26 protein-coding genes are annotated in these 25,947 nt (G+C 66.7%); 11 read left to right on the top strand and 15 right to left on the bottom strand.

Going from position 1 to position 25,947, the window contains the following annotated elements:
* Positions 1-9: 9 nt before the first annotated feature.
* The 3 genes from liuB to liuR form a co-directional block, all read right to left on the bottom strand.
* On the bottom strand, positions 10-1,617 hold the full coding sequence (liuB, locus tag ACM0M4_RS16310; RefSeq protein ID WP_010794100.1) for a methylcrotonyl-CoA carboxylase subunit beta: 1,608 nt from the start codon (positions 1,615-1,617) through the stop codon (positions 10-12).
* A gap of 122 nt (positions 1,618-1,739) precedes the next feature.
* Positions 1,740-2,903: an isovaleryl-CoA dehydrogenase gene (liuA, locus tag ACM0M4_RS16305; RefSeq protein WP_010794101.1), complete on the bottom strand. Its 1,164-nt coding sequence runs from the start codon at positions 2,901-2,903 to the stop codon at positions 1,740-1,742.
* 48 nt (positions 2,904-2,951) lie between these two features.
* Positions 2,952-3,356, bottom strand: coding sequence for a liu genes transcriptional regulator LiuR (gene liuR, locus ACM0M4_RS16300; protein WP_010794102.1), 405 nt, complete (start codon positions 3,354-3,356; stop codon positions 2,952-2,954).
* Positions 3,357-3,548: 192 nt separating this feature from the next.
* Here liuR and ACM0M4_RS16295 point away from each other — a divergent pair, with 192 nt between their 5' ends.
* Positions 3,549-4,478: an SdiA-regulated domain-containing protein gene (locus tag ACM0M4_RS16295; protein WP_003088602.1), complete on the top strand. Its 930-nt coding sequence runs from the start codon at positions 3,549-3,551 to the stop codon at positions 4,476-4,478.
* 22 nt (positions 4,479-4,500) lie between these two features.
* On the opposite strand, the gene ACM0M4_RS16290 is transcribed toward ACM0M4_RS16295, so the two are convergent.
* The 3 genes from ACM0M4_RS16290 to mexX are packed head-to-tail and all read right to left on the bottom strand — an operon-like array spanning position 4,501 to position 9,062.
* Positions 4,501-4,719: a hypothetical protein gene (locus ACM0M4_RS16290; protein WP_003113507.1), complete on the bottom strand. Its 219-nt coding sequence runs from the start codon at positions 4,717-4,719 to the stop codon at positions 4,501-4,503.
* The gene (mexY, locus tag ACM0M4_RS16285) at positions 4,719-7,856 is read right to left on the bottom strand and encodes a multidrug efflux RND transporter permease subunit MexY (protein WP_003144329.1); all 3,138 of its coding nucleotides are present in this window, start codon (positions 7,854-7,856) and stop codon (positions 4,719-4,721) included. Before mexY ends, ACM0M4_RS16290 begins: the two co-directional genes overlap by 1 nt.
* A 15-nt stretch (positions 7,857-7,871) precedes the next feature.
* Positions 7,872-9,062 carry a multidrug efflux RND transporter periplasmic adaptor subunit MexX gene (mexX, locus tag ACM0M4_RS16280; RefSeq protein ID WP_003118551.1) on the bottom strand — a complete coding sequence of 397 codons (1,191 nt, stop codon included), beginning with the start codon at positions 9,060-9,062 and terminating at the stop codon, positions 7,872-7,874.
* Between the two features lie 164 nt (positions 9,063-9,226).
* On the opposite strand from mexX, the gene mexZ reads away from it, so the two are divergent.
* Entirely contained in the window at positions 9,227-9,859 is a 633-nt protein-coding gene (gene mexZ / locus ACM0M4_RS16275) for an efflux pump transcriptional repressor MexZ (RefSeq protein ID WP_003088626.1), read from the top strand.
* Positions 9,860-9,864: 5 nt separating this feature from the next.
* Here mexZ and ACM0M4_RS16270 read toward each other — a convergent pair whose 3' ends face one another.
* Positions 9,865-10,089 (bottom strand): DUF3203 family protein, encoded by a 225-nt coding sequence (locus tag ACM0M4_RS16270; RefSeq protein ID WP_003100372.1) that lies wholly within the window; start codon positions 10,087-10,089, stop codon positions 9,865-9,867.
* Between the two features lie 153 nt (positions 10,090-10,242).
* Here ACM0M4_RS16270 and ACM0M4_RS16265 point away from each other — a divergent pair, with 153 nt between their 5' ends.
* Positions 10,243-11,604: a UDP-glucose 6-dehydrogenase gene (locus ACM0M4_RS16265; RefSeq protein WP_003100370.1), complete on the top strand. Its 1,362-nt coding sequence runs from the start codon at positions 10,243-10,245 to the stop codon at positions 11,602-11,604.
* 47 nt (positions 11,605-11,651) lie between these two features.
* Entirely contained in the window at positions 11,652-12,491 is an 840-nt protein-coding gene (gene galU, locus ACM0M4_RS16260; protein WP_003088639.1) for a UTP--glucose-1-phosphate uridylyltransferase GalU, read from the top strand.
* 179 nt (positions 12,492-12,670) lie between these two features.
* On the opposite strand, the gene ACM0M4_RS16255 is transcribed toward galU, so the two are convergent.
* Entirely contained in the window at positions 12,671-13,093 is a 423-nt protein-coding gene (locus tag ACM0M4_RS16255) for a VOC family protein (RefSeq protein ID WP_003100368.1), read from the bottom strand.
* A 144-nt stretch (positions 13,094-13,237) separates the two neighbouring features.
* Between ACM0M4_RS16255 and gorA the strand changes: the two genes are divergently transcribed.
* Positions 13,238-14,593, top strand: coding sequence for a glutathione-disulfide reductase (gene gorA / locus ACM0M4_RS16250; RefSeq protein WP_003100366.1), 1,356 nt, complete (start codon positions 13,238-13,240; stop codon positions 14,591-14,593).
* A 54-nt stretch (positions 14,594-14,647) separates the two neighbouring features.
* On the opposite strand, the gene ACM0M4_RS16245 is transcribed toward gorA, so the two are convergent.
* Positions 14,648-15,649, bottom strand: a complete 1,002-nt coding sequence (locus tag ACM0M4_RS16245) for a bile acid:sodium symporter family protein (RefSeq protein ID WP_003100363.1) — start codon at positions 15,647-15,649, stop codon at positions 14,648-14,650.
* Positions 15,650-15,802: 153 nt separating this feature from the next.
* Positions 15,803-16,195, bottom strand: a complete 393-nt coding sequence (locus ACM0M4_RS16240) for a hypothetical protein (RefSeq protein ID WP_221345402.1) — start codon at positions 16,193-16,195, stop codon at positions 15,803-15,805.
* 132 nt (positions 16,196-16,327) lie between these two features.
* Here ACM0M4_RS16240 and ACM0M4_RS16235 point away from each other — a divergent pair, with 132 nt between their 5' ends.
* Positions 16,328-16,801: an Lrp/AsnC family transcriptional regulator gene (locus ACM0M4_RS16235; RefSeq protein ID WP_003100361.1), complete on the top strand. Its 474-nt coding sequence runs from the start codon at positions 16,328-16,330 to the stop codon at positions 16,799-16,801.
* Positions 16,802-16,824: 23 nt separating this feature from the next.
* Positions 16,825-17,124 carry a winged helix-turn-helix domain-containing protein gene (locus ACM0M4_RS16230; RefSeq protein WP_003113511.1) on the top strand — a complete coding sequence of 100 codons (300 nt, stop codon included), beginning with the start codon at positions 16,825-16,827 and terminating at the stop codon, positions 17,122-17,124.
* 74 nt (positions 17,125-17,198) lie between these two features.
* Here the strand turns inward: ACM0M4_RS16230 and ACM0M4_RS16225 are convergent, their stop codons facing one another.
* The gene (locus ACM0M4_RS16225; RefSeq protein WP_003100357.1) at positions 17,199-17,456 is read right to left on the bottom strand and encodes a hypothetical protein; all 258 of its coding nucleotides are present in this window, start codon (positions 17,454-17,456) and stop codon (positions 17,199-17,201) included.
* Entirely contained in the window at positions 17,453-17,707 is a 255-nt protein-coding gene (locus ACM0M4_RS16220) for a DUF1127 domain-containing protein (protein ID WP_003088655.1), read from the bottom strand. The genes ACM0M4_RS16225 and ACM0M4_RS16220 overlap by 4 nt, the downstream gene beginning before the upstream one ends.
* A 179-nt stretch (positions 17,708-17,886) precedes the next feature.
* On the opposite strand from ACM0M4_RS16220, the gene ACM0M4_RS16215 reads away from it, so the two are divergent.
* The 3 genes from ACM0M4_RS16215 (at position 17,887) to ACM0M4_RS16205 (ending at position 21,028) form a co-directional block, all read left to right on the top strand.
* The gene (locus ACM0M4_RS16215) at positions 17,887-19,311 is read left to right on the top strand and encodes a PLP-dependent aminotransferase family protein (protein ID WP_003100354.1); all 1,425 of its coding nucleotides are present in this window, start codon (positions 17,887-17,889) and stop codon (positions 19,309-19,311) included.
* A gap of 134 nt (positions 19,312-19,445) precedes the next feature.
* The gene (locus ACM0M4_RS16210; RefSeq protein ID WP_003100352.1) at positions 19,446-20,354 is read left to right on the top strand and encodes a siderophore-interacting protein; all 909 of its coding nucleotides are present in this window, start codon (positions 19,446-19,448) and stop codon (positions 20,352-20,354) included.
* Entirely contained in the window at positions 20,354-21,028 is a 675-nt protein-coding gene (locus ACM0M4_RS16205) for a class I SAM-dependent methyltransferase (protein WP_003100350.1), read from the top strand. The genes ACM0M4_RS16210 and ACM0M4_RS16205 overlap by 1 nt, the downstream gene beginning before the upstream one ends.
* A 7-nt stretch (positions 21,029-21,035) precedes the next feature.
* Here ACM0M4_RS16205 and ACM0M4_RS16200 read toward each other — a convergent pair whose 3' ends face one another.
* The 3 genes from ACM0M4_RS16200 to ACM0M4_RS16190 all read right to left on the bottom strand — a co-directional run bounded on the left by ACM0M4_RS16200 (position 21,036) and on the right by ACM0M4_RS16190 (position 23,943).
* The gene (locus ACM0M4_RS16200; RefSeq protein ID WP_010794106.1) at positions 21,036-22,694 is read right to left on the bottom strand and encodes a thiamine pyrophosphate-binding protein; all 1,659 of its coding nucleotides are present in this window, start codon (positions 22,692-22,694) and stop codon (positions 21,036-21,038) included.
* 242 nt (positions 22,695-22,936) lie between these two features.
* Entirely contained in the window at positions 22,937-23,248 is a 312-nt protein-coding gene (locus tag ACM0M4_RS16195) for an AzlD domain-containing protein (RefSeq protein WP_003121706.1), read from the bottom strand.
* Complete coding sequence (locus tag ACM0M4_RS16190) at positions 23,233-23,943, bottom strand: AzlC family ABC transporter permease (RefSeq protein WP_003162262.1); 711 nt, start codon at positions 23,941-23,943, stop codon at positions 23,233-23,235. The genes ACM0M4_RS16195 and ACM0M4_RS16190 overlap by 16 nt, the downstream gene beginning before the upstream one ends.
* 553 nt (positions 23,944-24,496) lie before the next feature.
* Between ACM0M4_RS16190 and ACM0M4_RS16185 the strand changes: the two genes are divergently transcribed.
* Positions 24,497-25,873 (top strand): glutamine synthetase family protein, encoded by a 1,377-nt coding sequence (locus tag ACM0M4_RS16185; RefSeq protein ID WP_003118546.1) that lies wholly within the window; start codon positions 24,497-24,499, stop codon positions 25,871-25,873.
* Positions 25,874-25,947: the final 74 nt, after the last annotated feature.

Genomic DNA, 25,947 nt, shown 5'->3' with positions numbered 1-25,947 from the left:
GTCTGCTCGTCACATGCGGAACACGCCGAAGGCGGTCGGCTCGATGGGGGCGCTGAGGGCGGCGGAAAGCGCCAGGGCGAGGACCTCGCGGGTCTGCGCCGGATCGATCACGCCGTCGTCCCACAGTCGCGCGCTGGAGTAGTAGGGATGGCCCTGGTGCTCGTACTGCTCGAGGATCGGCGCCTTGATCTTCGCCTCCTCTTCGACGCCGAGCTGCTGGCCGGCGCGCTCGGCCTGCTCGCGCTTGACCTGGGCGAGCACCCCGGCGGCCTGTTCGCCGCCCATCACGCCGATCCTCGCGTTCGGCCACATCCACAGGAAGCGCGGGTCGTAGGCGCGTCCGCACATGCCGTAGTTGCCGGCGCCGAAGCTGCCGCCGATCAGCACGGTGAACTTCGGCACCCGCGCGCAGGCCACCGCGGTCACCAGCTTGGCGCCGTGCTTGGCGATGCCGCCAGCCTCGTACTTCTGGCCGACCATGAAACCGGTGATGTTCTGCAGGAACAGCAGCGGGATGCCACGCTGGCAGGCCAACTCGATGAAGTGCGCGCCTTTCTGCGCGGCCTCGGCGAAGAGGATCCCGTTGTTGGCCAGGATGGCGATCGGATAGCCGTGCAGGTGGGCGAAGCCGCAGACCAGGGTGGTGCCGAACAGCGCCTTGAATTCGTCGAACTCGGAGCCGTCCACCAGCCGTGCGATCACTTCGCGCACGTCGTAGGGCTGCTTGCTGTCGGCGGGAATCACCCCGTACAGCTCCTCGGCGGGGTACAGCGGCGCGCGCGGTGCACGGCATTGCAGCTGGCCCTGCTTGCGCCAGTTGAGGTTGGCGACGCAGCGGCGGGCGATGGCCAGGGCATGGTCATCGTCCTCGGCATAGTGGTCGGCGACCCCTGAGACCTTGCAGTGCACGTCGGCGCCGCCAAGTTCCTCGGCGCTGACCACCTCGCCGGTAGCGGCCTTCACCAGCGGCGGCCCGGCGAGGAAGATGGTGGCCTGTTCGCGCACCATCACGGTTTCGTCGGACATCGCCGGCACGTAGGCCCCGCCGGCGGTGCAGGAGCCCATGACCACGGCGATCTGCGGGATGCCGCGGGCACTCATGTTGGCCTGGTTGAAGAAGATCCGGCCGAAGTGCTCGCGGTCGGGGAAGACCTCGTCCTGGCGCGGCAGGTTGGCGCCGCCGGAGTCCACCAGGTAGATGCATGGCAGGCGGTTCTCCAGGGCGATGGCTTGGGCCCGCAGGTGCTTCTTCACGGTCAGCGGATAGTAGGTGCCGCCCTTCACCGTGGCATCGTTGCCGACGATCATGCATTCCACCCCTTCGACCCGGCCGATCCCGGCGACGATGCCGGCGGCGGCGACCTCTTCGCCGTAGACTTCGTGGGCGGCGAGGGCGGAAAGCTCGAGGAACGGCGAGCCGGGGTCGAGCAGGCGGTTGATGCGTTCGCGCACCAGCAGCTTGCCGCGCGCGCTGTGCCGGGCCTGGGCGGCGCTACCGCCGCCTTCGTGGATGCGGCCGAGGAGGGTGCGCAGGGCGTTGACCTGTTCCAGCATGGTCGCGGCGTTGGCCGCGAACTCGGCGGAGCGTGGATTGATCTGGGTGTGCAGGATGGCCATGGCGGTGGCTCCGTGTCGAGGTGGGCGGAAGCGGTTGGCGCCCGCTCCCGACCTGGCGATGCGCCTGTCGATGCAATGGAATGCCCTCTCCCTGGCGGCAAAGGGCCGGGAAGAGCGAGGCTTCAGCGGGTTTCGTTGAACAGCTCGCGGCCGATCAGCATGCGGCGGATCTCGCTGGTGCCGGCGCCGATCTCGTAGAGCTTGGCGTCGCGCAACAGGCGGCCGGTGGGAAACTCGTTGATGTAGCCGTTGCCGCCGAGGATCTGGATCGCGTCCAGGGCCATCTGGGTGGCGCGCTCGGCGCTGTAGAGGATCACCCCGGCGGCGTCCTTGCGGGTCGTCTCGCCGCGGTCGCAGGCGGCGGCCACGGCGTACAGGTAGGCGCGGCTGGCGTTGAGGGCGGTGTACATGTCGGCCACCTTGCCCTGGACCAGCTGGAATTCGCCGATGCTCTGGCCGAACTGGCGGCGGTCATGGATGTACGGCACCACCACGTCCATGCACGCCTGCATGATTCCCACCGGGCCGCCGGAAAGCACCACGCGCTCGTAGTCGAGGCCGCTCATCAGTACCTTGACCCCGCCGTTGACCGCGCCGAGGACGTTCTCCTCGGGTACCTCGACGTCCTGGAAGATCAGTTCGCAGGTGTTCGAGCCGCGCATGCCCAGCTTGTCCAGCTTCGGCCCGCGACTGAAGCCTTTCCAGTCGCGCTCGACGATGAACGCGGTGATCCCGTGCGCGCCCTTGTCCGGGTCGGTCTTGGCGTAGATCACATAGGTATGGGCATCGGGACCGTTGGTGATCCACATCTTGCTGCCGTTGAGAACGAAGCGGTCGCCGACCCGGTCCGCGCGCAGCTTCATCGAGACCACGTCGGAGCCGGCGTTGGGTTCGCTCATCGCCAGCGCACCGATGTGTTCGCCGGATACCAGGGCCGGCAGGTAGCGGGCCTTCTGTTCGGCGTTGCCGTTGCGCTTGATCTGGTTGACGCAGAGGTTGGAATGCGCGCCATAGGAGAGCGCCACCGAGGCCGAGGCCCGGCTGATCTCTTCCATGACCACGGCGTGGGCCAGGTAGCCCAGCGCCGAACCGCCGTACTCCTCGTCGACGGTGATGCCGAGCAGGCCCATCTCGCCGAACTTGCGCCACATGTCCATGGGGAACTGGTTGTCCTGGTCGATCTGCGCGGCGCGCGGCTGCAGTTCGGCGGCGACGAAGCCGCGCACCTGGTCGCGGAGCATGTCGATGGTTTCGCCGAGGGCGAAGTTGAGGCTGGGATAGGTCATGCTTTCACCTGTAATTGTGCTTGTCCGGTTTAAAGCTTTGAATGAGGTTTATGTTTCAACTGTCTGTTTGTTATAGCTTTTGATAAGCGCCGCTCGACAGCGCTCCTCGGCAGAATCCAGTTCCAGCTGCATCTGTTCGATGTCCAGCAACTGTTGTTCCAGCTGGGCGCGGCGCTCGGCGATCTTCTCCAGCATGGTGTTCAACTGCTTCTGGTTGCCGCTGCTCGGGTCCGGGTCGTAGAGCTCGATCAGTTCGCGGCATTCGGCGAGGGAAAAACCGATGCGCTTGCCGCGCAGGATCAGCTTCAGGCTGACCTTGTCGCGCGGCGAATAGATGCGTTCCTGGCCGCGTCGCTCGGGGGAGAGCAGGCCTTGCTCCTCGTAGAAGCGGATGGCGCGGGTGGTGATGTCCAGTTCGCGGGCGAGATCGGAGATGGTGTAGGTGATGGACATGCGCTGGCACCTGCTTGTTTACCTTTACGTTAACGTAAAGCTGCGCCGAAATCCTGTCAACGCCTGGAACGGGGGAAAAATGACAGCCGTGAAAGATGCTTGTCAGAAAGATTTAATCGGCGCCTCATGAAAGGGCGCGGATGGCTCTGTTCTGCTTCGCCGAACACTGTGTTTCTCGGAGGAGTCGTAACGATGAGTCGGCTGATGACCTACAGGACGCTGCTGGCTTGCCTGCTCGCCGCGTTGCTTGCGCTGCTGGTGGCGGGCCAGCAGCAGCGCGCGTTCGAGCGAATCTGGTTCAAGCTGGAGCAGCGCTACGGCGGCGATGTTGCGCGCGAGAACGCCCTGCGCCTGGCCGACTATCGGGTCGATATCGAAGCCCGCGTGCTGGGCGCGGAGTCCAACGTGTCGGCGCTGTCCTTCGACCCCAGCCGGCGCAGCCTGGTCAGCGTGACCAACCAGGACCCGCATTTCCTCGAGCTGTCGCTGGACGGCGAATTGCTGCGACGCATCCCCCTGCGCGGTTTCCAGGATCCGGAGGCTATCGAGTACATCCGGCCCGGCGTCTACGTGGTCGCCGAGGAGCGTCGCCAACGCCTGGTGGAGATCCATGTCGACGCCGACACCCGGGTGATCGACATCGACGATCCGCGCAACGCCCGGAAGTTCTCCCTGGGCAGTGCAAACAAGCGCAACAAGGGCTTCGAGGGGTTGGCCTACGACCCGCTGCGCGAGCGCCTGTTCGTGGCCCGGGAAAAGGCGCCGGTGGGCATCATCGAGGTAAACGGCTTCTTCAACGACCGCGGCGAGGCGCTCGACCTGAGCGTCGGCGGCGACCCGCAGCGCGATCGCGGGTTGTTCCTCACCGATCTGTCGAGCCTCTACTACGACAAGGCCAGCGATCACCTGCTGGTGCTTTCCGACGAGTCGCGGGTGGTCATCGAACTGGATCGCGCCGGGGATCCGCTCGGCAGCCTGACCCTGCGTGGCGGCAACCATGGCCTGACGGACGACGTGCCGCAGGCCGAAGGGTTGGCGATGGACGACCGGGGCAGCCTGTACGTGGTCAGCGAGCCGAACCTGTTCTACCGCTTCAGCCGAGCGCTGCCAGCGGCCGACTAGGGTGGGAAAAGGACGGCGGAATTCAGGCTTGCGCGCCGGATAGCGCCGGCGCGTAGCCGATCATCTGTCGCAGCAGCGGGTCGGTGAACTGCTGTTGCCAGTCGTCCAGCTTGCCCCGAAGGTCGGGGCCGCTGGCCGGAACGATGGGGGCCGCGCGCGGCTGGCGAGGCGTCGGCGGGCAGGCGCCGAGCAGCCCGACGCACAGTGCCAGGGTGGGGAGCGAGAGTTTCGCTAGGGGCATCAGGCTTGCTCCGTGGGGATCTGGGGCGAGTTGCCGGTGCGCGGCGCCTTGCGCAACCGGAACAGGCGCCCGACCACCAGGAAGAACAGCGGTACCAGGAACACCGCGAGTACCGTGGCGGTGACGATCCCGCCGAGCACCCCGGTGCCGATGGCGACCTGGGCGCCGGAACCGGCGCCGCTGGAGAGCGCCAGCGGGACCACGCCGAAACCGAACGCCAGCGAGGTCATGACGATCGGTCGCAGGCGCAGGCGCGCGGCCTCCAGGGTCGCCTGCAGCAGGCTCATGCCTTCCTGGTAATGGTCCTTGGCCACCTCGATGATGAGGATGGCGTTCTTCGCCGAGAGGCCGATGATGGTGATCAGGCCGACCTTGAAGTAGATGTCGTTGGGCAGACCGCGCAGGCTCACCCCGAGCAGTGCGCCGAGTACGCCCAGCGGCACCACCAGGATCACCGCCAGCGGGATCGACCAGCTTTCGTAGAGGGCGGCCAGGGCGAGGAACACGATCAACACCGAGAGGGCGAACAACGCCGGCGCCTGGGCGCCGGACAGGCGTTCTTCGAAGGACTGGCCGGACCACTCGTGGGCGATGCCCTCGGGCAGGCCCTGCATCAATTCCTCCATCGCCTGCATGGCTTCGCCGCTGCTGTAGCCCGGCGCGGCCTGGCCCTCGAGGTTGAACGAGGGATAGCCGTTGTAGCGGGTCAGTTGCGGCGGGCCGAGGGTCCAGGCGGCCTTGGCGAACGTCGCCAGCGGCACCATCTCGCCCTGCTCGTTGCGCACGTGAAGCCGGCCGATGTCGTCGATGCCCAGGCGCTTGGCGCCGTCGGCCTGGACCACCACCTTGCGCACCTGGCTGCCGTGCATGAAGTCGCCGATGTAGTCCGAGCCGAACATCACCGCCAGGGTGGTGTTGATCTCGTCCATGCTCACGCCGAGGGTCTCCGCCTTGCGCCGGTCGATGTCCAGGCGGATCTGCGGCGCCTCGCCCTGGCCGGCGAACATCACGTTGGCCAGACGCGGGTCCTCGGCGGCGCGCGCCAGCAACTGGTCGCGGGCCTTGACCAGGGCCTCGTAGCCAACCCCGCCACGGTCCTGCAGGCGGAAGTCGAAGCCGCTGGTGGAACCCAGGTCCGGCAGCGGCGGCGAGTTCATCGCATACACCGTACGGTTGGGCAGGCCGGCGAAGCGCTGGTTGATGCGCTCGACGATGGCGCCGACGTGCTGGCTGGCCTCCCGGCGTTCCGACCAGTCCTTCAGGGTGGCGAAGATCATCGCCGAGCTGGTGCCGTCGCCGTACAGGCTGAAGCCGCCGACCGCATAGGCGTAGGCCACCGGTTCGTGCTCCGCCAGGTAGCGCTCGACGTCGCCGACGTTGGCCATGGTCTCCGCCATCGGCGTGCCTTCGGGCTGCATCACCATGATCATGAAGTCGCCCTGGTCCTCTTCCGGCAGGAACGCCTGCGGCAGGCGCACGAAGAGCAGGGCGACCACGCCGATGACCAGGGCGTAGACCAGCATCCAGCGGATCGGCCGGGCGAGGATGCCGGCCACCGCGTTGCGGTAGCGTCCGGTCAGGCGCAGGAAGGCGCGGTTGAACCAGCCGAAGAAGCCGCGCTTCTCATGGTGGTCGGCGTCGATCGGGCGCAGCAGGGTGGCGCACAGGGCCGGGGTCAGCGACAGCGCGAGGAACGCCGAGAAGCCGATGGAGACCGCCAGGGTCACCGCGAACTGGCGGTAGATGTTGCCCACCGCGCCGCTGAAGAACGCCATCGGCACGAACACCGAGACCAGCACCACGGTGATGCCGACGATGGCCCCGCTGATCTGGCGCATCGCCTTGACCGTGGCGTCGTGCGGCGACAGGCCTTCCTCGGCCATCAGCCGCTCGACGTTCTCCACCACGATGATCGCGTCGTCCACCAGGATGCCGATCGCCAGGACCATGCCGAACATGGTCAGCACGTTGATCGAGAAGCCCAGGCCGAGCATCACCGTGAAGGTGCCCAGCAGGGCCACCGGCACCACCAGTGTCGGGATCAGGGTGGCGCGGAAGTTCTGCATGAACAGGTACATCACGGCGAACACCAGCAGCATCGCCTCGAGCAGGGTGCTGACCACCTTCCTGATCGAGATCTCGACGAACGCCGAGGTGTCATAGGGGATGTTGTAGCTCACGCCCTCCGGGAAGTAGCGCGACAGCTCGTCGAGGGTGGCGCGGATGCGCTTGGCGGTGGCCACCGCGTTGGAGCCGGGCGCCATCTTCACCGCCAGGCCGGTGGCGGTCATTTGGTTGACCCGCGAGACGAAGCCGTACTCGCTCTGGCCGAACTCGACGCGGGCCACGTCGCGCAGGCGGATCGCGCCGCCGTCGGCGCGGATGCGCAGCGGAATTTCGCCGAACTGCTCGGGCGTCACCAGGGTGTCGTCGACCTTCACCGTGGCGCTGATCGGCGCCGAGTCGGGGACCCCGAGGTTGCCGATGTCGCCCACGGTGAGGCGGGCGTTGTGCCGGCGCACGGCGTTGACCAGGTCGCTGGCGCTGAGGTTCATCGAGGTCAGCTTGGCCGGGTCGGGCCAGATGCGCATGGCGTACTCGGCGCCCCAGGTCTCGACCTTGCCCACGCCCTCCACCCGGCGCAGCGCCTGCAACACGTTGGACGAGGCGATCTCGCCCAGCTCCATGGCGTCGTAGCGGCCGCTGGAGGAGGTAAGGGTAACGATCAGCTGGATGCTGTCCGCCGCCTTCTCCACGTAGATGCCGTCGCGCCGCACCGATTCGGGCAGGCGCGACTCGACGATCTTCAGGCGGTTCTGCACTTCCACCGCGGCGAGGTCGGCGTTCACGCCCTGGCGGAAGGTCAGGGTCAGCGAGGCCTGGCCGGTGCTGCTGGTGGCCTTGGTGTAGAGCAGGCCGGGCGCGCCGTTCATCTCGCGCTCGATGATCGCGGTCACCGCTTCCTCGACCACCTTGGCCGAGGCGCCGGGATAGCTGGCGCTGACGTTGACCACCGGCGGCGCGATGTCCGGGTACTGGGCGACCGGCAGGAAGCGGATCGCCAGGACCCCGGCGAGCACGATCAGCAGGGAGATCACCCAGGCGAAGACCGGCCGGTCAATGAAGAAACGAGCCATTCGTAGCGTTCTCCGTCACTGGCCCGCCGGCGAGGCGGCCAGCGGTGAGGGGGCGTCGGCGCTGGCCGGCTGGCGGACCACCGCCTGGACGCTGGAGCCGGCGGCATGCTGGGCGGCGTTCTCGACGATCACACGCTCGCCGCCCTTGAGCCCGCGGCTGATGATCCAGTCGCGGCCCTGCAGGGTGTCGGCGCGGACCTCCACGTCTTCCACCACGCCCTGTGGGTTGACCACCTTGACCACGGCGGACTGGGCGGTACGGATCAGCGCGTCGCGCGGGACGGTGATCGCCTGCGGGTTCACCGCGCGCTGCAGGCGCACCTGCACGTAGCCGCCGGGCAGCAATTCGCGATGCGGATTGCGGAACAGGGCACGCATGGCGATGGTGTCGGTGCCGGGGTCGACCGCCAGGTCGGAGAACAGCAGCTCGCCGGCCAGCGGGTACTCGCTGCCGTCGGCCAGGACCAGGCGTACGGCGATGTCCTTGTCGGCGACACCCTTCACCTGGCCTTCGCGGATCGCCCGCTGCATGGCGGCGACTTCGCCGGCCGGCTGGGAGAAGTTCACGTAGATCGGATCGATCTGCTCGACGCGGGTCAGAGGTGTCGGCGAGTCCTCGCCGACCAGCGCGCCTTCGGTGACCAGCGCACGCCGCGCGCGGCCGTCGATCGGCGCGGTGACCGTGGCGTAGCCCAGGCGCAGGCGGGCCTGCTCCAGTTCGGCCTTGGCCGAGGCGATCTGCGCCAGGGCCTGGCGCGCGTCGGTCTGCGCTTCGGTGTACTCGCGTTCGCTGATGGCGCGGTCCTTGATCAGGTCGGCGTAGCGCTTGAGCTTGTCGGCCGCCGCCGCGTGGCTGGCCTCGGCCCGGGCCAGGGCGCCGCGGCTGATGTCCAGGGCCGCCTTCAAGGGCGCAGGGTCGATCTGGAACAGCACGGTGCCGGCGCGGACGTCCTGGCCTTCCTCGTACAGGCGACGGGTGACGATGCCGGCGACGCGCGCCCGCACTTCAGCCTGGCGGTACGCTTCCAGGCGTCCGGGCAGCTCGCTGGTGATGCCGATAGGCGCCGGCCTGGCGACGATCACGCCGACCTCGGCGGGGGCCTCCGCAGTCTTCCCGGCGTCCGCTGCTTCTTCGCAGCCCAGCAGGAATAGGGCGACCAGGGCCGCCAGCAGCCCGCGCAGCGAGCCGGTCCATTGGATGTGCATGGGTGTCCCTCGATTCGTGAACTCGCGAGCTTGCCCGGGAAAGGGCACCGCAACTCACGAGCGGCGCGACAGTAGCATATAATCAATCATGAGTGATTAATTAATTGGCGTTTCTGTAACATATCCTTATGATCTGCGGCGCCTTTCCCTTGTGAGGACGTTCAGTGGCCAGGAAAACCAAAGAGGAATCCCAGAAAACCCGCGACGGCATACTCGATGCCGCCGAGCGGGTTTTCCTGGAAAAGGGCGTGGGCACCACTGCCATGGCCGACCTGGCGGACGCCGCCGGGGTTTCTCGCGGTGCGGTCTACGGCCACTACAAGAACAAGATCGAGGTCTGCCTGGCGATGTGCGACCGCGCCTTCGGCCAGATCGAGGTACCCGACGAAAACGCCAGGGTGCCGGCGCTGGATATCCTCCTGCGCGCCGGCATGGGCTTTCTCCGCCAGTGCTGCGAGCCCGGTTCGGTGCAGCGGGTGCTGGAGATCCTCTACCTCAAGTGCGAACGCAGCGACGAGAACGAGCCGCTGTTGCGCCGCCGCGAGCTGCTCGAGAAGCAGGGGCAACGCTTCGGCCTCCGGCAGATCCGCCGGGCGGTGGAGCGCGGCGAACTGCCGGCGCGGCTGGACGTCGAGCTGGCCAGCATCTATCTGCAATCGCTCTGGGACGGCATCTGCGGCACCCTGGCCTGGACCGAGCGCCTGCGCGACGATCCCTGGAACCGCGCCGAACGCATGTTTCGCGCCGGACTCGACAGCCTGCGCAGTTCTCCCTACCTGTTGCTGGCGGACGCCTGAGGGCGTCAATCGTCCGCCATCAGGTGCCTGCGCTGGTCCTCGGCGCCGGCGACCACCAGCCGCTGGGCGTCTTCCTCGCTGATGTGCAGGCGCTTGCCGTCGATGTAGAGCACCGACAGGCGCGCCTCGGCGTCGGTACCGATGCGCAGGCTGTCGACCGGCGCGCGATGCCGGCTGCCTTCGATCTCCACGCTGCAGACGCCTTGTTCCGAATCGATTTCGATGGACATGGGAGCCTCCTGTTTTTTCCGCCTACCTTGGGTGGACCCCAGGCATCCGCGCGGGTTCTGTCACGGTAGCTTCACGCCAGCGTCACGCGCCTGCCACCGCGCTTGGCTGCAATCGTCCGCAGAGAGAGGGCGAGGCCAGCGGAGGACGACGCCATGCGGCTATGCGTGATTGGTGCGGGCTATGTGGGACTGGTGACGGCGGCCTGTTTCGCCGAGATGGGCAACCAGGTGCGTTGCGTGGAGCGTGACCGCGAGCGGGTCGCGCGGCTGAGACGCGGCGAGATGCCGATCTACGAACCGGGCCTGGAAAGCATCCTGCGCGATCAGCTGGACGCCGCCCGCCTGACCTTCACCGCCAGCCTGGCGGAAGGCCTGGCCGACGCCGAAGTGGTGTTCATCGCCGTCGGCACGCCGTGCGGCGAGGACGGCTCGGCCGACCTCAGCCACGTGCTGGCGGTCGCCGAGCAACTTGGCGCGCAACTGCGCCAGGCCTGCATCGTGGTCAACAAGTCGACCGTGCCGGTGGGCACCGCCGAACGGGTCGAAGAGATCATCCGCCTGGGCCTGGCGCGCCGGCGCAAGCGCTTCCGGGTGGCGGTGGCGAGCAATCCGGAGTTCCTCAAGGAAGGCTCGGCGGTGGACGACTTCAGGCGCCCGGACCGGGTCATCATCGGCAGCGCCGAGACGCAGGCCGGGGAAACCCTGCGCCAGCTCTACGCGCCGTTCCTGCGCAATCACGAGCGGGTCCTGCTGATGGGGCGTCGCGAGGCCGAGTTCAGCAAGTACGCGGCCAATGCCTTCCTCGCCACCAAGATTTCCTTCATGAACGAGATGGCCGGGCTGTGCGCCCTCACCGGCGTCGACATCGAGGACGTGCGCCGCGGCATGGGTAGCGACAAGCGCATCGGTACCCATTTCATCTACGCCGGCTGCGGCTACGGCGGCTCGTGCTTTCCCAAGGACGTCCGCGCGCTGATCCGCAGCGCCGAGCAACAGGGCTTCGACAGCCAGATACTGCGTGCGGTGGAAGCGCGCAACGCGCGGCAGAAGGAGCTGCTCTTCGAGACCCTCGGCGAGCTGTTCCAGGGACGCTGGCAAGGGCGCACGGTGGCGCTCTGGGGGCTGGCCTTCAAGCCGGGTACCGACGACCTGCGCGAGGCGCCGAGCCTGGTCCTGCTGGAGGCGCTGCTGCGCCACGGGGTGCGGGTCAGGGCCCATGATCCGGTGGCCAACGCCGGGGTCGCGGCACGCTATCCGGAAGCTGTGGCCTGCGCCCGATTGACGCTCCACGACTCGCCCTACGCCGCCGTCGAGGGCGCCGATGCCCTGGTGCTGGTGACCGAGTGGAAACAGTTCCGCCAGCCGGACTTCCAGAAAATCCGTGGATCCATGCGAACTCCCCTGTTGGTCGACGGTCGGAATCTCTACGCACCGGCGCGGATGGCGGAACTGGGCTTCATCTACCAGGGCATAGGACGTCCAAGGGCCGGGCATTGTAAGGCGAGCGCAGCCTGATTAGACTGCGCGCCATCCGCATACTTCGTCCATGTCGAAGGATTCTCATGATCAAGAAATGTCTTTTCCCGGCCGCCGGTTACGGCACTCGTTTCCTCCCGGCCACCAAGGCCATGCCCAAGGAAATGCTGCCGGTGGTGAACAAGCCGCTGATCCAGTACGCGGTGGAGGAGGCGCTGGAAGCCGGCCTTTCCGAGATCGGCATCGTCACCGGCCGCGGCAAGCGTTCGCTGGAAGACCACTTCGACATCAGCTACGAGCTGGAACACCAGATCCGCAACACCGACAAGGAAAAGTACCTGGTCGGCATCCGTCGGCTGATCGACGAGTGCACCTTCGCCTACACCCGCCAGGTGGAGATGAAGGGCCTCGGCCACGCCATCCTCACCGGTCGTCCGCTGATCGGCGACGAGCCGTTCGCCGTGGTCCTGGCCGACGACCTGTGCCTGAACCTCGAAGGCGACAGCGTGCTGAAGCAGATGGTCAAGCTGTACAACCAGTTCCGCTGCTCCATCGTGGCGATCCAGGAAGTGCCGCCGGAAGAGACCAACAAGTACGGCGTGATCGCCGGCGAGATGATCCGCGACGATATCTTCCGGGTGAACACCATGGTCGAGAAGCCGAAGCCGGAAGAGGCGCCGTCGAACCTGGCGATCATCGGCCGCTACATCCTGACCCCGGACATCTTCGACCTGATCGAGCAGACCGAACCGGGCAAGGGCGGCGAGATCCAGATCACCGATGCCCTGATGAAGCAGGCTCAGGACGGCTGCGTGCTGGCCTACAAGTTCAAGGGCAAGCGTTTCGACTGCGGCAGCGCCGAGGGCTACATCGAGGCGACCAACTTCTGCTACGAAAACCTCTACAAGACCGGCAAGGCTCACTGAGCCTCGCCGTTCCCGATGAAGAACGCCGCGTCCCCGATGGGGGCGCGGCGTTTTTCGTATGGGGCGAACGGCCATGGGGGTATCCGCCCTACCTGAGCTGTCGGCGGGCGTGGCGTTGTTGGCGTCGGGCGAATAACCCCGCCAGCCTGGCCTGGGCCACGCGGCGCCTCCGTGCCCGGTCAGGGAATCGGCAGCGCCTCGGAACCCGGGCCCAGCGGCTGGCCGTAGCTGAACTCCACATAGTTGCCCGCGGGATCGCGCAGGCCGCAGTAGTAGCCGACCGGATAGGGCTCGTCGCGCGGCGCCCAGACCAGGCAGCCGGCGGCCTCGGCGCGGCGCGCCAGATCGTCTACCGCGGCGCGGCTGGAGAGGGCGAAGCCGAAATGACTGTAATCGTCGCTGGCCAGGTTGCGCGGCTGGCCGCCGGGCATGATGACGAAGATGAAGCGTTGTTCCTGGCCGGGTTCGGCCATCCAGACGATCTGCGAGCCTTTGCCGGGGCGCCGGTGGATCACCCGCATGCCGCAGAAGGTTTCGTAGAAGGCGATGCAGGCGTCGAGGTCGGGGACGTGCAGCGCCAGGTGGGTGAGGGTGGGGGACATCGCGCTTACCTCCACGGACAAGCATAGCCCATCGCCTGCCAGGCCCTGCGCTGAGCCGTTTCGACAGGTTTCTGCGTCGATCCGGCGGGAGCCGACGCTGGTGAATGGGTTATGCTGGAACGCATCTGATCCAGGAGTAGGAACATGTCTTTCGATTTCGATCTGTTCGTCATCGGCGCCGGCTCAGGGGGCGTACGCGCCGCCCGCTTCGCCGCCGGCTTCGGTGCCCGTGTCGCGGTGGCGGAGAGTCGCTACCTGGGTGGCACCTGCGTCAACGTCGGCTGCGTGCCGAAGAAGCTGCTGGTCTATGGCGCGCATTTCAGCGAGGACTTCGAGCAGGCCCGGGCCTATGGCTGGAGCGCCGGCGAGGCGCAGTTCGACTGGGCGACCCTGATCGGCAACAAGAACCGCGAGATCCAGCGGCTCAACGGGATCTACCGCAACCTGCTGGTGAACAGCGGGGTGACCTTGCTCGAAGGTCACGCCCGTCTGCTCGATGCGCACAGCGTCGAGGTGGACGGCCAGCGCTTCAGCGCCAAGCACATTCTCGTTGCCACCGGTGGCTGGCCGCAGGTGCCGGACATTCCCGGCAAGGAACACGCGATCACCTCCAACGAAGCGTTCTTCCTCGAGCGCCTGCCGCGCCGCGTGCTGGTGGTCGGCGGCGGCTACATCGCCGTCGAGTTCGCCTCGATCTTCAACGGGCTCGGCGCCGAGACCACCTTGCTCTACCGTCGCGACCTGTTCCTGCGCGGCTTCGACCGCAGCGTCCGCGAGCATCTGCGCGACGAATTGGGCAAGAAGGGCCTGGACCTGCAGTTCAACAGCGACATCGCCCGTATCGACAAACAGGCCGATGGCAGCCTGGCCGCGACCCTCAAGGACGGCCGGGTGCTGGAGGCGGACTGCGTGTTCTACGCCACCGGGCGGCGGCCGATGCTGGACGACCTGGGCCTGGAAAACACAGCTGTGAAGCTGACCGACAAGGGCTTCATCGCGGTCGACGAGCACTACCAGACCAGCGAGCCGTCGATCCTCGCCCTCGGTGACGTGATCGGTCGCGTCCAGTTGACCCCCGTGGCGCTGGCCGAGGGCATGGCGGTGGCACGGCGATTGTTCAAGCCGGAGGAGTATCGCCCGGTGGACTACAAGTTGATTCCCACCGCGGTGTTCAGCCTGCCCAACATCGGCACCGTCGGCCTGACCGAGGAGGAGGCGCTTAGCGCCGGGCACAAGGTGAAGATCTTCGAGAGCCGCTTCCGGCCGATGAAGCTGACCCTTACCGACGACCAGGAAAAGACCCTGATGAAGCTGGTCGTGGATGCCCACGACGACAGGGTGCTGGGTTGCCACATGGTCGGCGCCGAGGCCGGCGAGATCCTCCAGGGTATTGCGGTGGCGATGAAGGCCGGGGCGACCAAGCAGGCGTTCGACGAGACCATCGGCATCCACCCGACCGCGGCGGAAGAGTTCGTCACCCTGCGCACGCCGACGCGCTGAGCCGCGTCTGAACGAAGAAGCCGGCCCCTGGGCCGGCTTCTTTCATTTTCGCGCTCAGCGCGAGGGGGCCTCGGCCAGCGCCGCCGCTGCGTCGTCGCGGCGCCTGGCGTAGCGTTGCGCGAGTACCGCGCAGACCATCAGCTGGATCTGGTGGAACAGCATCAGCGGCAACACCATCGGTCCCACCGCACTGGTGGCGAACAGCACCTTGGCCATGGGCACGCCGGTGGCCAGGCTCTTCTTCGAACCGCAGAAGACGATGGTGATCTCGTCTTCCTTGCTGAAGCCCAGGCGTCGCGCCAGCACCGTTGTCAGCACCAGGGCCAGGGCGAGGATCACGCAGCAGGCGACGGTCAGGCCGAGCAGCGCCAGCCAGGGTACTTCGTGCCACAGGCCCTGGATCACCGCGGCGCTGAAGGCGGTGTAGACCACCAGCAGGATCGAGCCCTGGTCGACATAGCGCAGCACCGGCTTGTTGCGCTCCACCCAGGCGCCGATCCAGCGCCGCAGGACCTGGCCGGCGATGAAGGGTACCAGCAGTTGCAGGGTGATCTTGCCGATGGCGTCCAGCGCGTTGCCGGTCTCGCCTTCGGCGCCGAGCAGCAGCTTGACCAGCAGCGGGGTAAGGAATACGCCGAGCAGGCTCGACACGGAAGCGCTGCATACCGCTGCCGGCACGTTGCCGCGCGCCAGCGAGGTGAAGGCGATGGAGGATTGCACCGTGGCCGGCAGGGCGCAGAGGAACAGGATGCCGAGGTACAGCTCCGGGGTGACCATCGGCGACAGTGCCGGTTTCAGCGCCAGGCCGAGCAGCGGGAACATCACGAAGGTGCAGGCGAACACCAGCAGGTGCAGGCGCCAGTGGGTCATGCCGGCGATGATCGCCTGGCGCGACAGCTTGGCGCCGTGGAGGAAGAACAGCAGGCCGATGCCGATGTTGGTCACCCATTCGAAGACCACGGCGGTCTGGCCGCTGCAGGGCAGGAAAGTGGCGAGAAGGACGGTGGCGATCAGCGCCAGGGTGAAGTTATCCGGAAGGAAACGCGGTCGGGACATGGGCACGCTCTGCAGGATCGGGGGAACACATGGCAGTCTTCTGGCTGCCCGGCGAACCTGCACTGTAGCCATGGGCTGGGCGACCGGCTAACGCCAGAAGGCCAGCCGATGACGCCGAATGGACAGGGCGGCCGCCGCGCCGCCCCGAGGGGCTCAGACGACGCTGGCCAGCAGCGGCTCGCTGACGCTGGGACGGACCTTGCCGGCATGGGGAGAGAACTCCAGGCGGACGGCGAGCACGGTGACCAGCGAGCGCAGCTTCTCCGCGATCACGCTGGCGCGGTGCTGGCTGAGGCCGGGGAAGGTCAGCAGCAGGCGGATCTTGTGGTCCTCGCGGTCGGCGCGAACCCGCTCCGGGGTGAAGGATTGCACGGCGAACAGGTTGAGCACCCGGCACAGCAGGTCCGGATCGGCCATGCCCTCGATATGGAAGATCGACAGGGTCTCGGTATCTGCGCAGGAGGTTTCCCAGACGTTCGGGCGGATCACCTGGCGTTCTTCGCCGTCAGGGTGTTTGGCCATGAAAAGGGGGGCGAGGGTTGACATGTGACGCTCCAGGCAGTGTTTCGACGAGAGAAATTCTCCCAGAGGCGTGCCGGATTTTTTCTCCTGTTTTTGCGTGATTTTGCGCTATATGTGCATACTTGATTCCTATATTTTTCTTTGTAGGGAATATTTATGTCCATTCCATTGGATATCTACGATCAGCGTATTCTTGCGTTGCTGCAGGAGGAATCCTCGCTTTCCACCGCCGAGATCGCCGAGCGCATCGGACTTTCCCAGTCGCCCTGCTGGCGGCGCATCCAGCGCCTGAAGGAGGAGGGGGTGATCCGCAAGCAGGTGACCCTGCTCGACCGCAAGAAGATCGGCCTGAATACCCAGGTATTCGCCCAGATCAAGCTCAACGCCCATGGGCGCAAGAACCTCACCGATTTCGCCGAGGCGATGCACCAGTTTCCCGAGGTGCTGGAGTGCCACGTACTGATGGGCGCGGTGGACTTCATGCTGCGTATCGTCACCCGCGATATCGAATCCTACGAACGCTTTTTCTTCGAGAAACTGTCGGCGGTGCCGGGCATCCAGGAAGTGAACTCCATCGTCGCCTTGTCGGAAATCAAATCCACCACTACCTTGCCCCTGCTCGCTCCCTGAGCCTTCCCGGAGAACGCCTGCCCATGACCATCAGCAAGACCAAGTCCAGCTTCTACCGCCGCCTCTACGTCGCCTACCTGATCGACAGCGGCACCGCCAGCGTGCCGGAGATCATGGCCGCCACCGGCATGCCCCGGCGTACCGCACAGGACACCATCGCCGCGCTGGAGGAACTGGACATCGTCTGCGAGTTCGAGCAGCGGGAGGGTGCGCGCAACCACCAGGGCGGCTATGTCATCCGCGACTGGGGGGCGGTACGGCGGGAGTGGGTGGTCGAGCAGCATCGGCGAATCGCGGCGGCGCTGGAGTATCCGGCGGACTGAGCCACGCGCTGGCGGCCACAGGCATATAAAAGAAGGAGGGGCTCAAACTGCCTCCCCTCCCGAGCATGCGTTCTTCAGATGCCGCGCTGTTCCAGGGTGGCCTGGCGGGCGCGCTGGGCCAGCTCCTCGGCGGGCTGGACGCTGCTGCCGGCGGTAGGCGGCGGTGCCGGCATATGCGGCTTGAGGTAGGCCGCCAGGCTGACGCCGCAGTAGACCAGCAGGGCCATGGCGATCAGCGCCTTGTATGGGTCGATGTCGGATCGGCGCTTGCAGACCATACAGATATGCCCTTCGCTGGCTGGGCGTTCGCCACAGTTGCGACAGCGGATCATGCCTTTCTCCCGCCGGACCTTCCCGCCTGCCAGAACGCCAGCGAGGCTTCCTCGCGGGCCTGCTCGGCGCTCAGGCCGATATCCTTCAGTTCCGCCGCTTCCAGGTCCAGCAGCGCGCGCCGGGTCAGCTGGCGTTGCCGGGCCAGGCGATAGCCGCGACGCAGGGCCTGCGCCAGGTTGTCCATCGCGGCGAGTGGGAAGGGGCCATCGAGGCGTTGGCGGCGCTCGGATTTCGCACTGAGTCGCGTCATGCTGCGTACTCCATATTGATCGGCTGGACGACGGAGATAGAATGGCCATCGCGCGCTGTTCCGTACAGGTCCAGAAAAGGTGGGTTGACTGCATACAGATCAAGCGCTCCCCGGCCTGAATGGTGGATTTCGCCACCATCTGTACCGGTCCCGCTTTCGCTCACCCTGGAGTCCCGCTCATGACCCTTTATCTGCAACTCGCCGAGACCCTCGGTTCGCGCATCGAACAGGGCCTCTACCGTCCGGGCGACCGGCTGCCCTCGGTGCGGGCCATGAGCATCGAGCACGGCGTCAGCCTGAGCACCGTGCAACAGGCATACAGGCTGCTGGAAGATCGCGGGCTGGCCGAGCCGCGGCCGAAGTCCGGCTATTTCGTACCGGTCGCGCGACAGATGCCGCCGCTGCCGGCGATCGCCCGCCTGGCCCAGCGGCCGGTGGAAATCTCGCAATGGGAGCAGGTGCTGGCCCTGGTCAGCACGGTACCGCGGCCGGACGTGGTCCAGCTCGGCCGCGGCATGCCGGACATCTCCAGCCCTTCGCTGAAACCGCTGACCCGCAGCCTGGCCCGGCTCAACCGGCACGCCGACGCCCGTGCGCTGGCCTACGACGGGATCCACGGCTCGCCGTTGCTGCGCGAGGAAGTCGCCCGCCTGTTGGTGGACTCCGGCTGTCGGGCCACCGCCAGCGACGTGGTGATCACCACCGGCTGCCACGAGGCCCTGTCGGTGAGCATCCGCGCGGTGTGCGAACCGGGCGACATCGTCGCGGTGGAGTCGCCGAGCTTCCATGGCGCCATGCAATCGCTGAAAGGCCTCGGCATGAAGGCCCTGGAGATCCCCACCGATCCGGTCAACGGCATCAGCCTGGAAGCCCTCGAACTGGCGCTGGAACAGTGGCCGATCAAGGCCATCCAGGTGACCCCGAACTGCAACAACCCGCTCGGCTACATCATGCCCGAGTCGCGCAAGCGGGCGCTGCTGGCCCTGGCCCAGCGCTACGACGTGGCGATCATCGAGGACGATGTCTATGGCGACCTGGCCTACACCTATCCGCGCCCGCGCACCATCAAGTCGTACGACGACGATGGCCGGGTGCTGCTCTGCGGGTCGTTCTCCAAGGTCCTGGCGCCGGGCCTGCGGATCGGCTGGATGGTACCCGGGCGCTACGCCGACCGCGTGCTGCACATGAAGTACATCAGTACCGGCGCCAGCGCCCTGCAACCGCAACTGGCGATCGCCGAATTCATCGGCAACGGCCACTACGAGCCGCACTTGCGGCGCATGCGCGCCCAGTACCAGCGCGGACGCGACCTGATGATCGACTGGGTGGCGCGCTATTTCCCGGAGGGCACCCGCGCCAGCCGGCCCCAGGGCGGTTTCCTGCTCTGGGTCGAACTGGACGAGGCGTTCGACACCCTGCGCCTGGACAAGGCCTTGCGCAACCGCGGCGTACAAGTCGCGGTGGGCTGCATCTTTTCCGCTTCCGGCAAGTATCGGAACTGCCTGCGGATGAACTACGCGGCGTTGCCGACCCCGGCCATCGAGCAGGCGGTCAGGCGAGTAGGGGAGAGCGCTTGCGAGCTGCTGGAGCCTTGCGAGGCCTGAGCGGCAGTCGTGCTTTCGACGCAGTCGACGATTGCGCAAATAGCAAATGCTAATCATTCGCATTGTTTGCTAGAGTTGTCTGACGCATGCATCCGCCGGCTCCACTGGGCGCCGGTCACCAGGAGACCATCGTCATGTCGCAACCCGCCTATCGTCTGTTCAATGTCGAACTCAAGCGCCGTGAGCAACTCAGCCCGGCGCTGACCCGCTTCGTCTTCGGCGGTCCGGAGGTCGCCGAGATGAAGACCCTTGCCGCCGACCAGCGGATCAAGATCTTCTTCCCCGATGCCAGCGGCCAGCCGCCCAGCCTGCCCGGCGGCAGCGAGTGGTACCAGGCCTATCGCAGCGTCGAGCCGGCCCGCCGGCCGCCGATGCGTACCTACACCATCCGTGCGCTGCGCGCCGAGCAGGAAGAGGTCGACGTGGAGTTCGTCCTCCACGGCGAGAACGGCCCGGCCTCGGCCTGGGCGACCCACGCGCGGATCGGCGACCGCCTGCAACTGGCCGCGCCCAACCGGCAATACGGCGATGACCCCGGCGGCTACGAATGGAAACCGCCGGCTGGCGTCCGCCATATCCTGCTGATCGCCGACGAAACCGCCTTGCCCGCGGTGGCGGGAATTCTCGAGGAGCTGGCCGGCGAAACCGAGCCGCCGGTGGTCGAGGCCTTTCTCGAAGTGCCGGGAGAAGCCGACATCCTCGACCTGCCGGCGATTCCCGCTGCGCGCCTGCACTGGCTGCCGCGCCACCAGGCCGGTATCCATTCGCGCAACGGCGAGCGGATGATCGAGGCGGCGCGCCAGGCGCGGCTGCCGGAACGCGAGGTGGCGGGTGGTGCGGCCCAGGAACTGGAGGACATCGATATCGACGAGGAGATCCTCTGGGAACTGGCGAGCCCCGAGAGCGGCAGTTTCTACGCCTGGGTCGCCGGCGAGTCGGCGGCGGTGATGGCGATCCGGCGCTACCTGGTGCAGGAGCGCGGTATCGACAAGCGTCATCTGACCCTGATGGGCTATTGGCGCCTGGGCAAGGTGTTCGACTGATGGGCCGCTTCGTCGGGAAACAGGCGGACGGCTACGAGACGCGGATCGGCCGCCTGTTGCCGGGCTACGAGTTGCTGCACCTGCTCAGTCGCGCGCAGTTGCTGGCCCGTCTGCCGGAACGGGCGCGCCTGCTCAGCGTCGGCTGCGGCGCCGGCGGCGAACTGGCGGAGCTGGCCGGGTTGCGTCCAGGCTGGCGTTTCGTCGCGGCGGACCTGTCGGCCGACATGCTCGCCCTGGCCCGCCAGCGCTGCGCCAGGCTCGGCCTGCTGGAGCGGATCGAGCTGCACTGCGGCGACGTCGCCGGGCTACCGCCTGCGCCGCCTTGCGATGCGGCGCTGGTCCTGCTGGTGCTGCATTTCCTGCGCGGCGACCAGGCCAAGCGGCGCTTTCTCGAGGCGGTCGCCGAGCGTCTGGCGCCAGCGGCGCCGTTGCTGCTGGCCAACCTGATGGAAGCCCGGGACGCCTTCGAACGTCCGGTGCAGGCCGAGGCCTGCCGCTTGGCCGGGCTTTCCCCGGAGGACAGCGACGGCATGCTGCAACGCTTGCGCGAGGATTTCGATCCGTTGTCCGAGCAGCGCCTCGGCGAACTGCTGGAAGACACCGGCTTCGTCCTGCCCAGCCGCTATTTCCAGGCCGTGGGCTACCAGGCCTGGATCGCCTTCCGCGCCGGCTGAGGATGCCTCAGGCGAGGCGCGCCTGCGGCGTGATCTGGCGTGGGTCGGTCAGCAGCTCCAGCAGCGCCGGGCGTCCGCTTTCGCGGGCGCGGCGGAATGCGGCGGGGAAGTCGGCGCTGCATTCCACTCGTTCGGCGTGGGCGCCGAAGGCTCGCGCCAGGGCGACGAAGTCGGGGTTGTCCAGGCGGGTGGCGGATACCCGCCCGGGATATTCGCGCTCCTGATGCATGCGGATGGTGCCGAGCATGCCGTTGTTGACCACGATCACCACCGGCGTCGCGCCGAACTGCGCGGCGGTCGCCAGCTCCTGCGGATACATCATGAAACAGCCGTCGCCGGCGAAGCACACCACGCTGCGCTGCGGATCGCGCAGGCTGGCGGCGATCGCGGCGGGCAGGCCGTAGCCCATGGCGCCGTTGGTCGGCGCCAACTGCGTGCGGGCCTGGCGATAGCGGTAGAAGCGATGCACCCAGACGGCATAGTTGCCGGCACCGTTGGCGATCACCGCGTCGTCCGGCAGGTTTTCGCTGAGGTACGCGACCACGGACGCCAGGTCGACGCCCTGGACGGCGGGGTCGCTCGCGGCCGGGGTCGAGTAGGCCAGGTAATCGGCATGGGCGGCTTCGCGCCACTCCTGCCAGGTGCTCGAGGGCAACGGCGCGAGGTCGGCCAGGGCCTCGGCGAAGGCACACGGGGTGGCCTGGATCGGCAATCGCGCCAGGTAGACGCGGTTCAGTTCCGCGCTGTCCGGATGCACGTGGATCAGCGTCTGCGCGGGGGCCGGACTACGCACCAGGCTGTAGCCGGCGCTCGGCGTTTCGCCCAGGCGCGCCCCGACCACCAGCAGCAGGTCGGCCTGGCGCAGCCGCTCCAATAGCGCCGGCGCCGCGCCGAAGCCCAGTTGTCCGGCGTAGTGCGGGTCACGGTTGTCGAACAGGTCCTGGCGACGGAACGAGGTGGCCACCGGCAGGCCATTGGCCTCGACGAAGGCGCCTAGCCGTTTCCTGGCGGCACTGTCCCAGCCGCTGCCGCCAAGTACCAGCAGGGGGCGCCTGGCGTTCGCCAGCAGTTCGCGCAGTTCCGCCATCGCCGTGGCGCCCGGCCGCCCCGGAAGCACCCTTGGCTCCGGCGCATCGGCGACCTGCGCGAAACCGAAGAGGATTTCCTCGGGCAGGGCGACCACGACCGGGCCCGGTCGGCCCGAGGTGGCGACGCTGAAGGCGCGGCCGACGATCTCCGGGATGCGTTCGATACGGTCGATTTCCACGGCCCACTTGGCCAGGCCCGAGAACATCTGCACGTAGTCGACTTCCTGGAACGCCTCGCGGCCCTTGAAGGCGCTTTCCACCTGGCCGACGAACAGGATCATCGGCGTCGAGTCCTGCTGCGCCGTGTGCACGCCATTCGCCGCATGGGTGGCACCGGGGCCGCGGGTGACGAAGCAGATGCCTGGTCGGCCGGTCAGCTTGCCGTAGGCATCGGCCATGTTCGAGGCGGCACCCTCGTGGCGGGTGACGATGGTGCGGATGCCGTTGGCGTCGTGCAGCGCATCGAGCACCGGCAGGTAGCTTTCCCCGGGGATGCAGTAGACGGTATCGACGGCATTGCGCCGCAATGCCTCTACCAGGATCTGCCCGCCGTTGCGCTGGGGAAGGGAGTCGGACATGAGGGCCTCGCTGCGCACGTTGTGGTTGCCCCGATATTCGGCCCAAAGCGCGCCAGCGCCAAGCGACCTTTCTTCGCGAGTTCATTCCCGTGGCGCATGAACCTGGCATTCCTCTGTTGCGAAGGCATACAGGAAGTTCGGCAGCCAGGCGAGGCGTCGGGAGCTTTCGTCTACCGCACTCGTCGCTGCGGACTTCTATATGGATTCCTCCCGACTATCCACGTGGCTGCTATGGAGTCCACTCAGACCAACCACTTGAACAGGAAGAAGAACGCCATGCCCAGCAGCATGCTCGCCAGGGTATTGCGGGTATAGAGCACCAGCGCCACGGTGACTGCGCCGCTGACCAGGTAGGGATTGTCGTAGCCGAGGTCGATGCGGCCCTCGGGCATGAACACGATGGGGCCGCAGATCGCCGTGAGCATTCCCGGCACGGCGAAACCGAGGAACTGCCGCAGGTTGCTGCCGAGACGGATCGGCAGGCGCGGTTCGAGGAACAGGTAGCGGTTGAGGAAGACGATCGCGCCCATCCCGAAGATCACTGCCCAGACCATGGCGCCTCCCGATACAGCTTGTTGCAGATGAAACCGGCGGCCATCCCGGCGAGACCGGCGAGGACCAGCGCCGAACTCCATTGCCAGTGGCTGAACAGCACCGAGCAGAACAGCGAGGTGGCCACGCAGACTAGCGTCGGTACGTTGCGCACCAGCGGCGCGACCAGCGCGATGAAGGTGGCGGCGATGGAGAAATCCAGGCCCAGGTGTTCGAGACCGGGAATGCTGCGGCCAAGCAGGATGCCGGCGAGGGTGAACAGGTTCCAGGCGATATAGAAGGTCAGGCCGACGCCGAGGGCGTACCAGCGGTTGAAGTTGCGCCGGTCGTGCTGGCTGGCGAGGGCGAAGAACTCGTCGGTGAGCAGGAATCCCAGGCCGATCCGCCAGCGTCCCGGCAGAGGTGACAGGACCGGCCGCAAGCTCATGCCGTAGAGCAGGTGCTGCGAGGTCAGGAGGAGGGTGGTGAAGATGATCGAAAAGAACCCGGCACCGCCCTTGAGCATGCCGATCGCCACCAACTGGGCGGCGCCGGCGAAGACGATGGCGGACAGGCCCTGGCCCTCGGCCGGGGTGAGGTTGGCTTCGATGGCCATCGATCCCGCCAGCAGCCCCCAGGGCGCGACGGCCAGGGACAATGGGAGGATGGCGACGGCGCCGCGGAGAAAGGCTTGGCGGGGCAGGTCGTGGGCAGTCATGGGGGCATGGCGGTGGTGAACGTCGGTCCAGCATGCCAGCAGGCGCATCGGGCTGGCTTGAACGATCTTGCTCTTCGTATCCGTTATCCACGCAGGCGAAAGCGGCCGGTGTCCTTCCTTATATAAGGAGGACGGGCAGGGCAGGCGGCGGACGAGCGAGGGCCGCTTGAGGGCGCTGCGAAGAATCGAGGGAGAGAAGAACCGGAGCGGAGCTAACGCGGATGCTGACCGATCTTGTGGCCGCGGAACTTGGCGCCGAGGGACGGCTGGTAGGACATGGAACACCCGGTTTATTGCTGTTGTAGGGTTGGCACAGCTTAGCCTTGTTCAATTTTTCGTACAACGGAGCCTGTAAAATATCTGCTGCACCAGGTTGAACACCTTGCCTGGCCTGGCTTTGGCCGCTTTCGCGATGCGCTGGAAGGCCCTGTCTACGGCCATTTCGCCGGCCGCGAGGGCGATGAGAGGGCTATTGACAACAAATTGGCTTTCCGATTGACTCTGGCTCCAGCCCCCGCATGATTGAAATTTTTAACAAAAAAGGTGTTGCATCATGTCGGTACCCCTGCGTGCCGTTCAGCTCACTGAGCCGAGCCTGTTCCTTCAGGAACATCCCGAGGTCCAGTTCGTCGACCTTCTGATTTCAGACATGAATGGCGTGGTTCGCGGCAAGCGAATCGAACGCAACAGTCTGCCCAAAGTCTTCGAAAAAGGTATCAACCTTCCCGCTTCCCTGTTCGCCCTCGATATCACCGGCTCCACCGTAGAGAGTACCGGCCTGGGTCTCGACATCGGCGACGCCGACCGGATCTGCTACCCGATCCCCGGCACCCTCTCCATGGAACCCTGGCAGAAGCGCCCGACCGCGCAACTGCTGATGACCATGCATGAGCTGGAAGGTGATCCCTTCTTCGCCGACCCCCGCGAAGTCCTGCGCCAGGTGGTGGCCAGGTTCACCGAGATGGAACTGACCATCGTCGCCGCCTTCGAGCTGGAGTTCTACCTGATCGACCAGGAGAACGTGAACGGCCGGCCGCAGCCGCCGCGCTCGCCGATCTCCGGCAAGCGTCCGCAGTCGGTGCAGGTGTACTCCATCGACGACCTCGACGAATACGTCGAGTGCCTCCAGGACATCATCGACGGCGCCCGCGCCCAGGGCATCCCGGCCGACGCCATCGTCGCCGAATCCGCACCGGCGCAGTTCGAGGTCAACCTGCATCACGTCGCCGACCCGATGAAGGCCTGCGACTATGCGGTGCTGCTCAAGCGCCTGATCAAGAACATCGCCTACGACCATGAGATGGACACCACCTTCATGGCCAAGCCCTATCCGGGCCAGGCCGGGAACGGACTGCACGTGCATATCTCGCTGCTCGACAAGCACGGCAACAACATCTTCACCAGCGAGGATCCCGAGCAGAACGCCGCATTGCGCCATGCGATCGGCGGCGTGCTCGAGACCCTGCCGGCCTCCATGGCCTTCCTCTGCCCGAACGTCAACTCCTACCGCCGCTTCGGTTCGCAGTTCTACGTGCCGAACGCGCCGAGCTGGGGCCTGGACAACCGCACCGTGGCCCTGCGCGTGCCCACCGGCAGCCCGGACGCGGTACGCCTGGAACATCGCGTCGCCGGCGCCGACGCCAACCCCTACCTGCTGCTGGCCTCGGTGCTTGCCGGGGTGCACCACGGGCTGACCAACAAGGTCGAGCCGGGCGCGCCGATCGAAGGCAACTCCTACGAGCAGTTGGAGCCGAGCCTGCCGAACAACCTGCGCGACGCCCTGCGCGAACTGGACGACAGCGAGATCCTGGCGAAGTACATCGATCCGAAGTACATCGACATCTTCGTCGCCTGCAAGGAAAGCGAGCTGGAGGAGTTCGAGTACTCGATCTCCGACCTCGAGTACAACTGGTACCTGCACACCGTGTGAGCATGGGCGGGCGGCTCCGGTCCGGCGCCGCCCGCCCGTTCTTCCGTCGAGGTTCCCACCCTTGCTGAAGGTAG

This window comes from Pseudomonas sp. 18-147 (genome assembly GCF_051048045.1).
Lineage (GTDB): Bacteria > Pseudomonadota > Gammaproteobacteria > Pseudomonadales > Pseudomonadaceae > Pseudomonas > Pseudomonas aeruginosa.
Note: the sequence above shows the minus strand (reverse complement) of the source record. Positions and strands in the feature narration are given on the sequence as shown.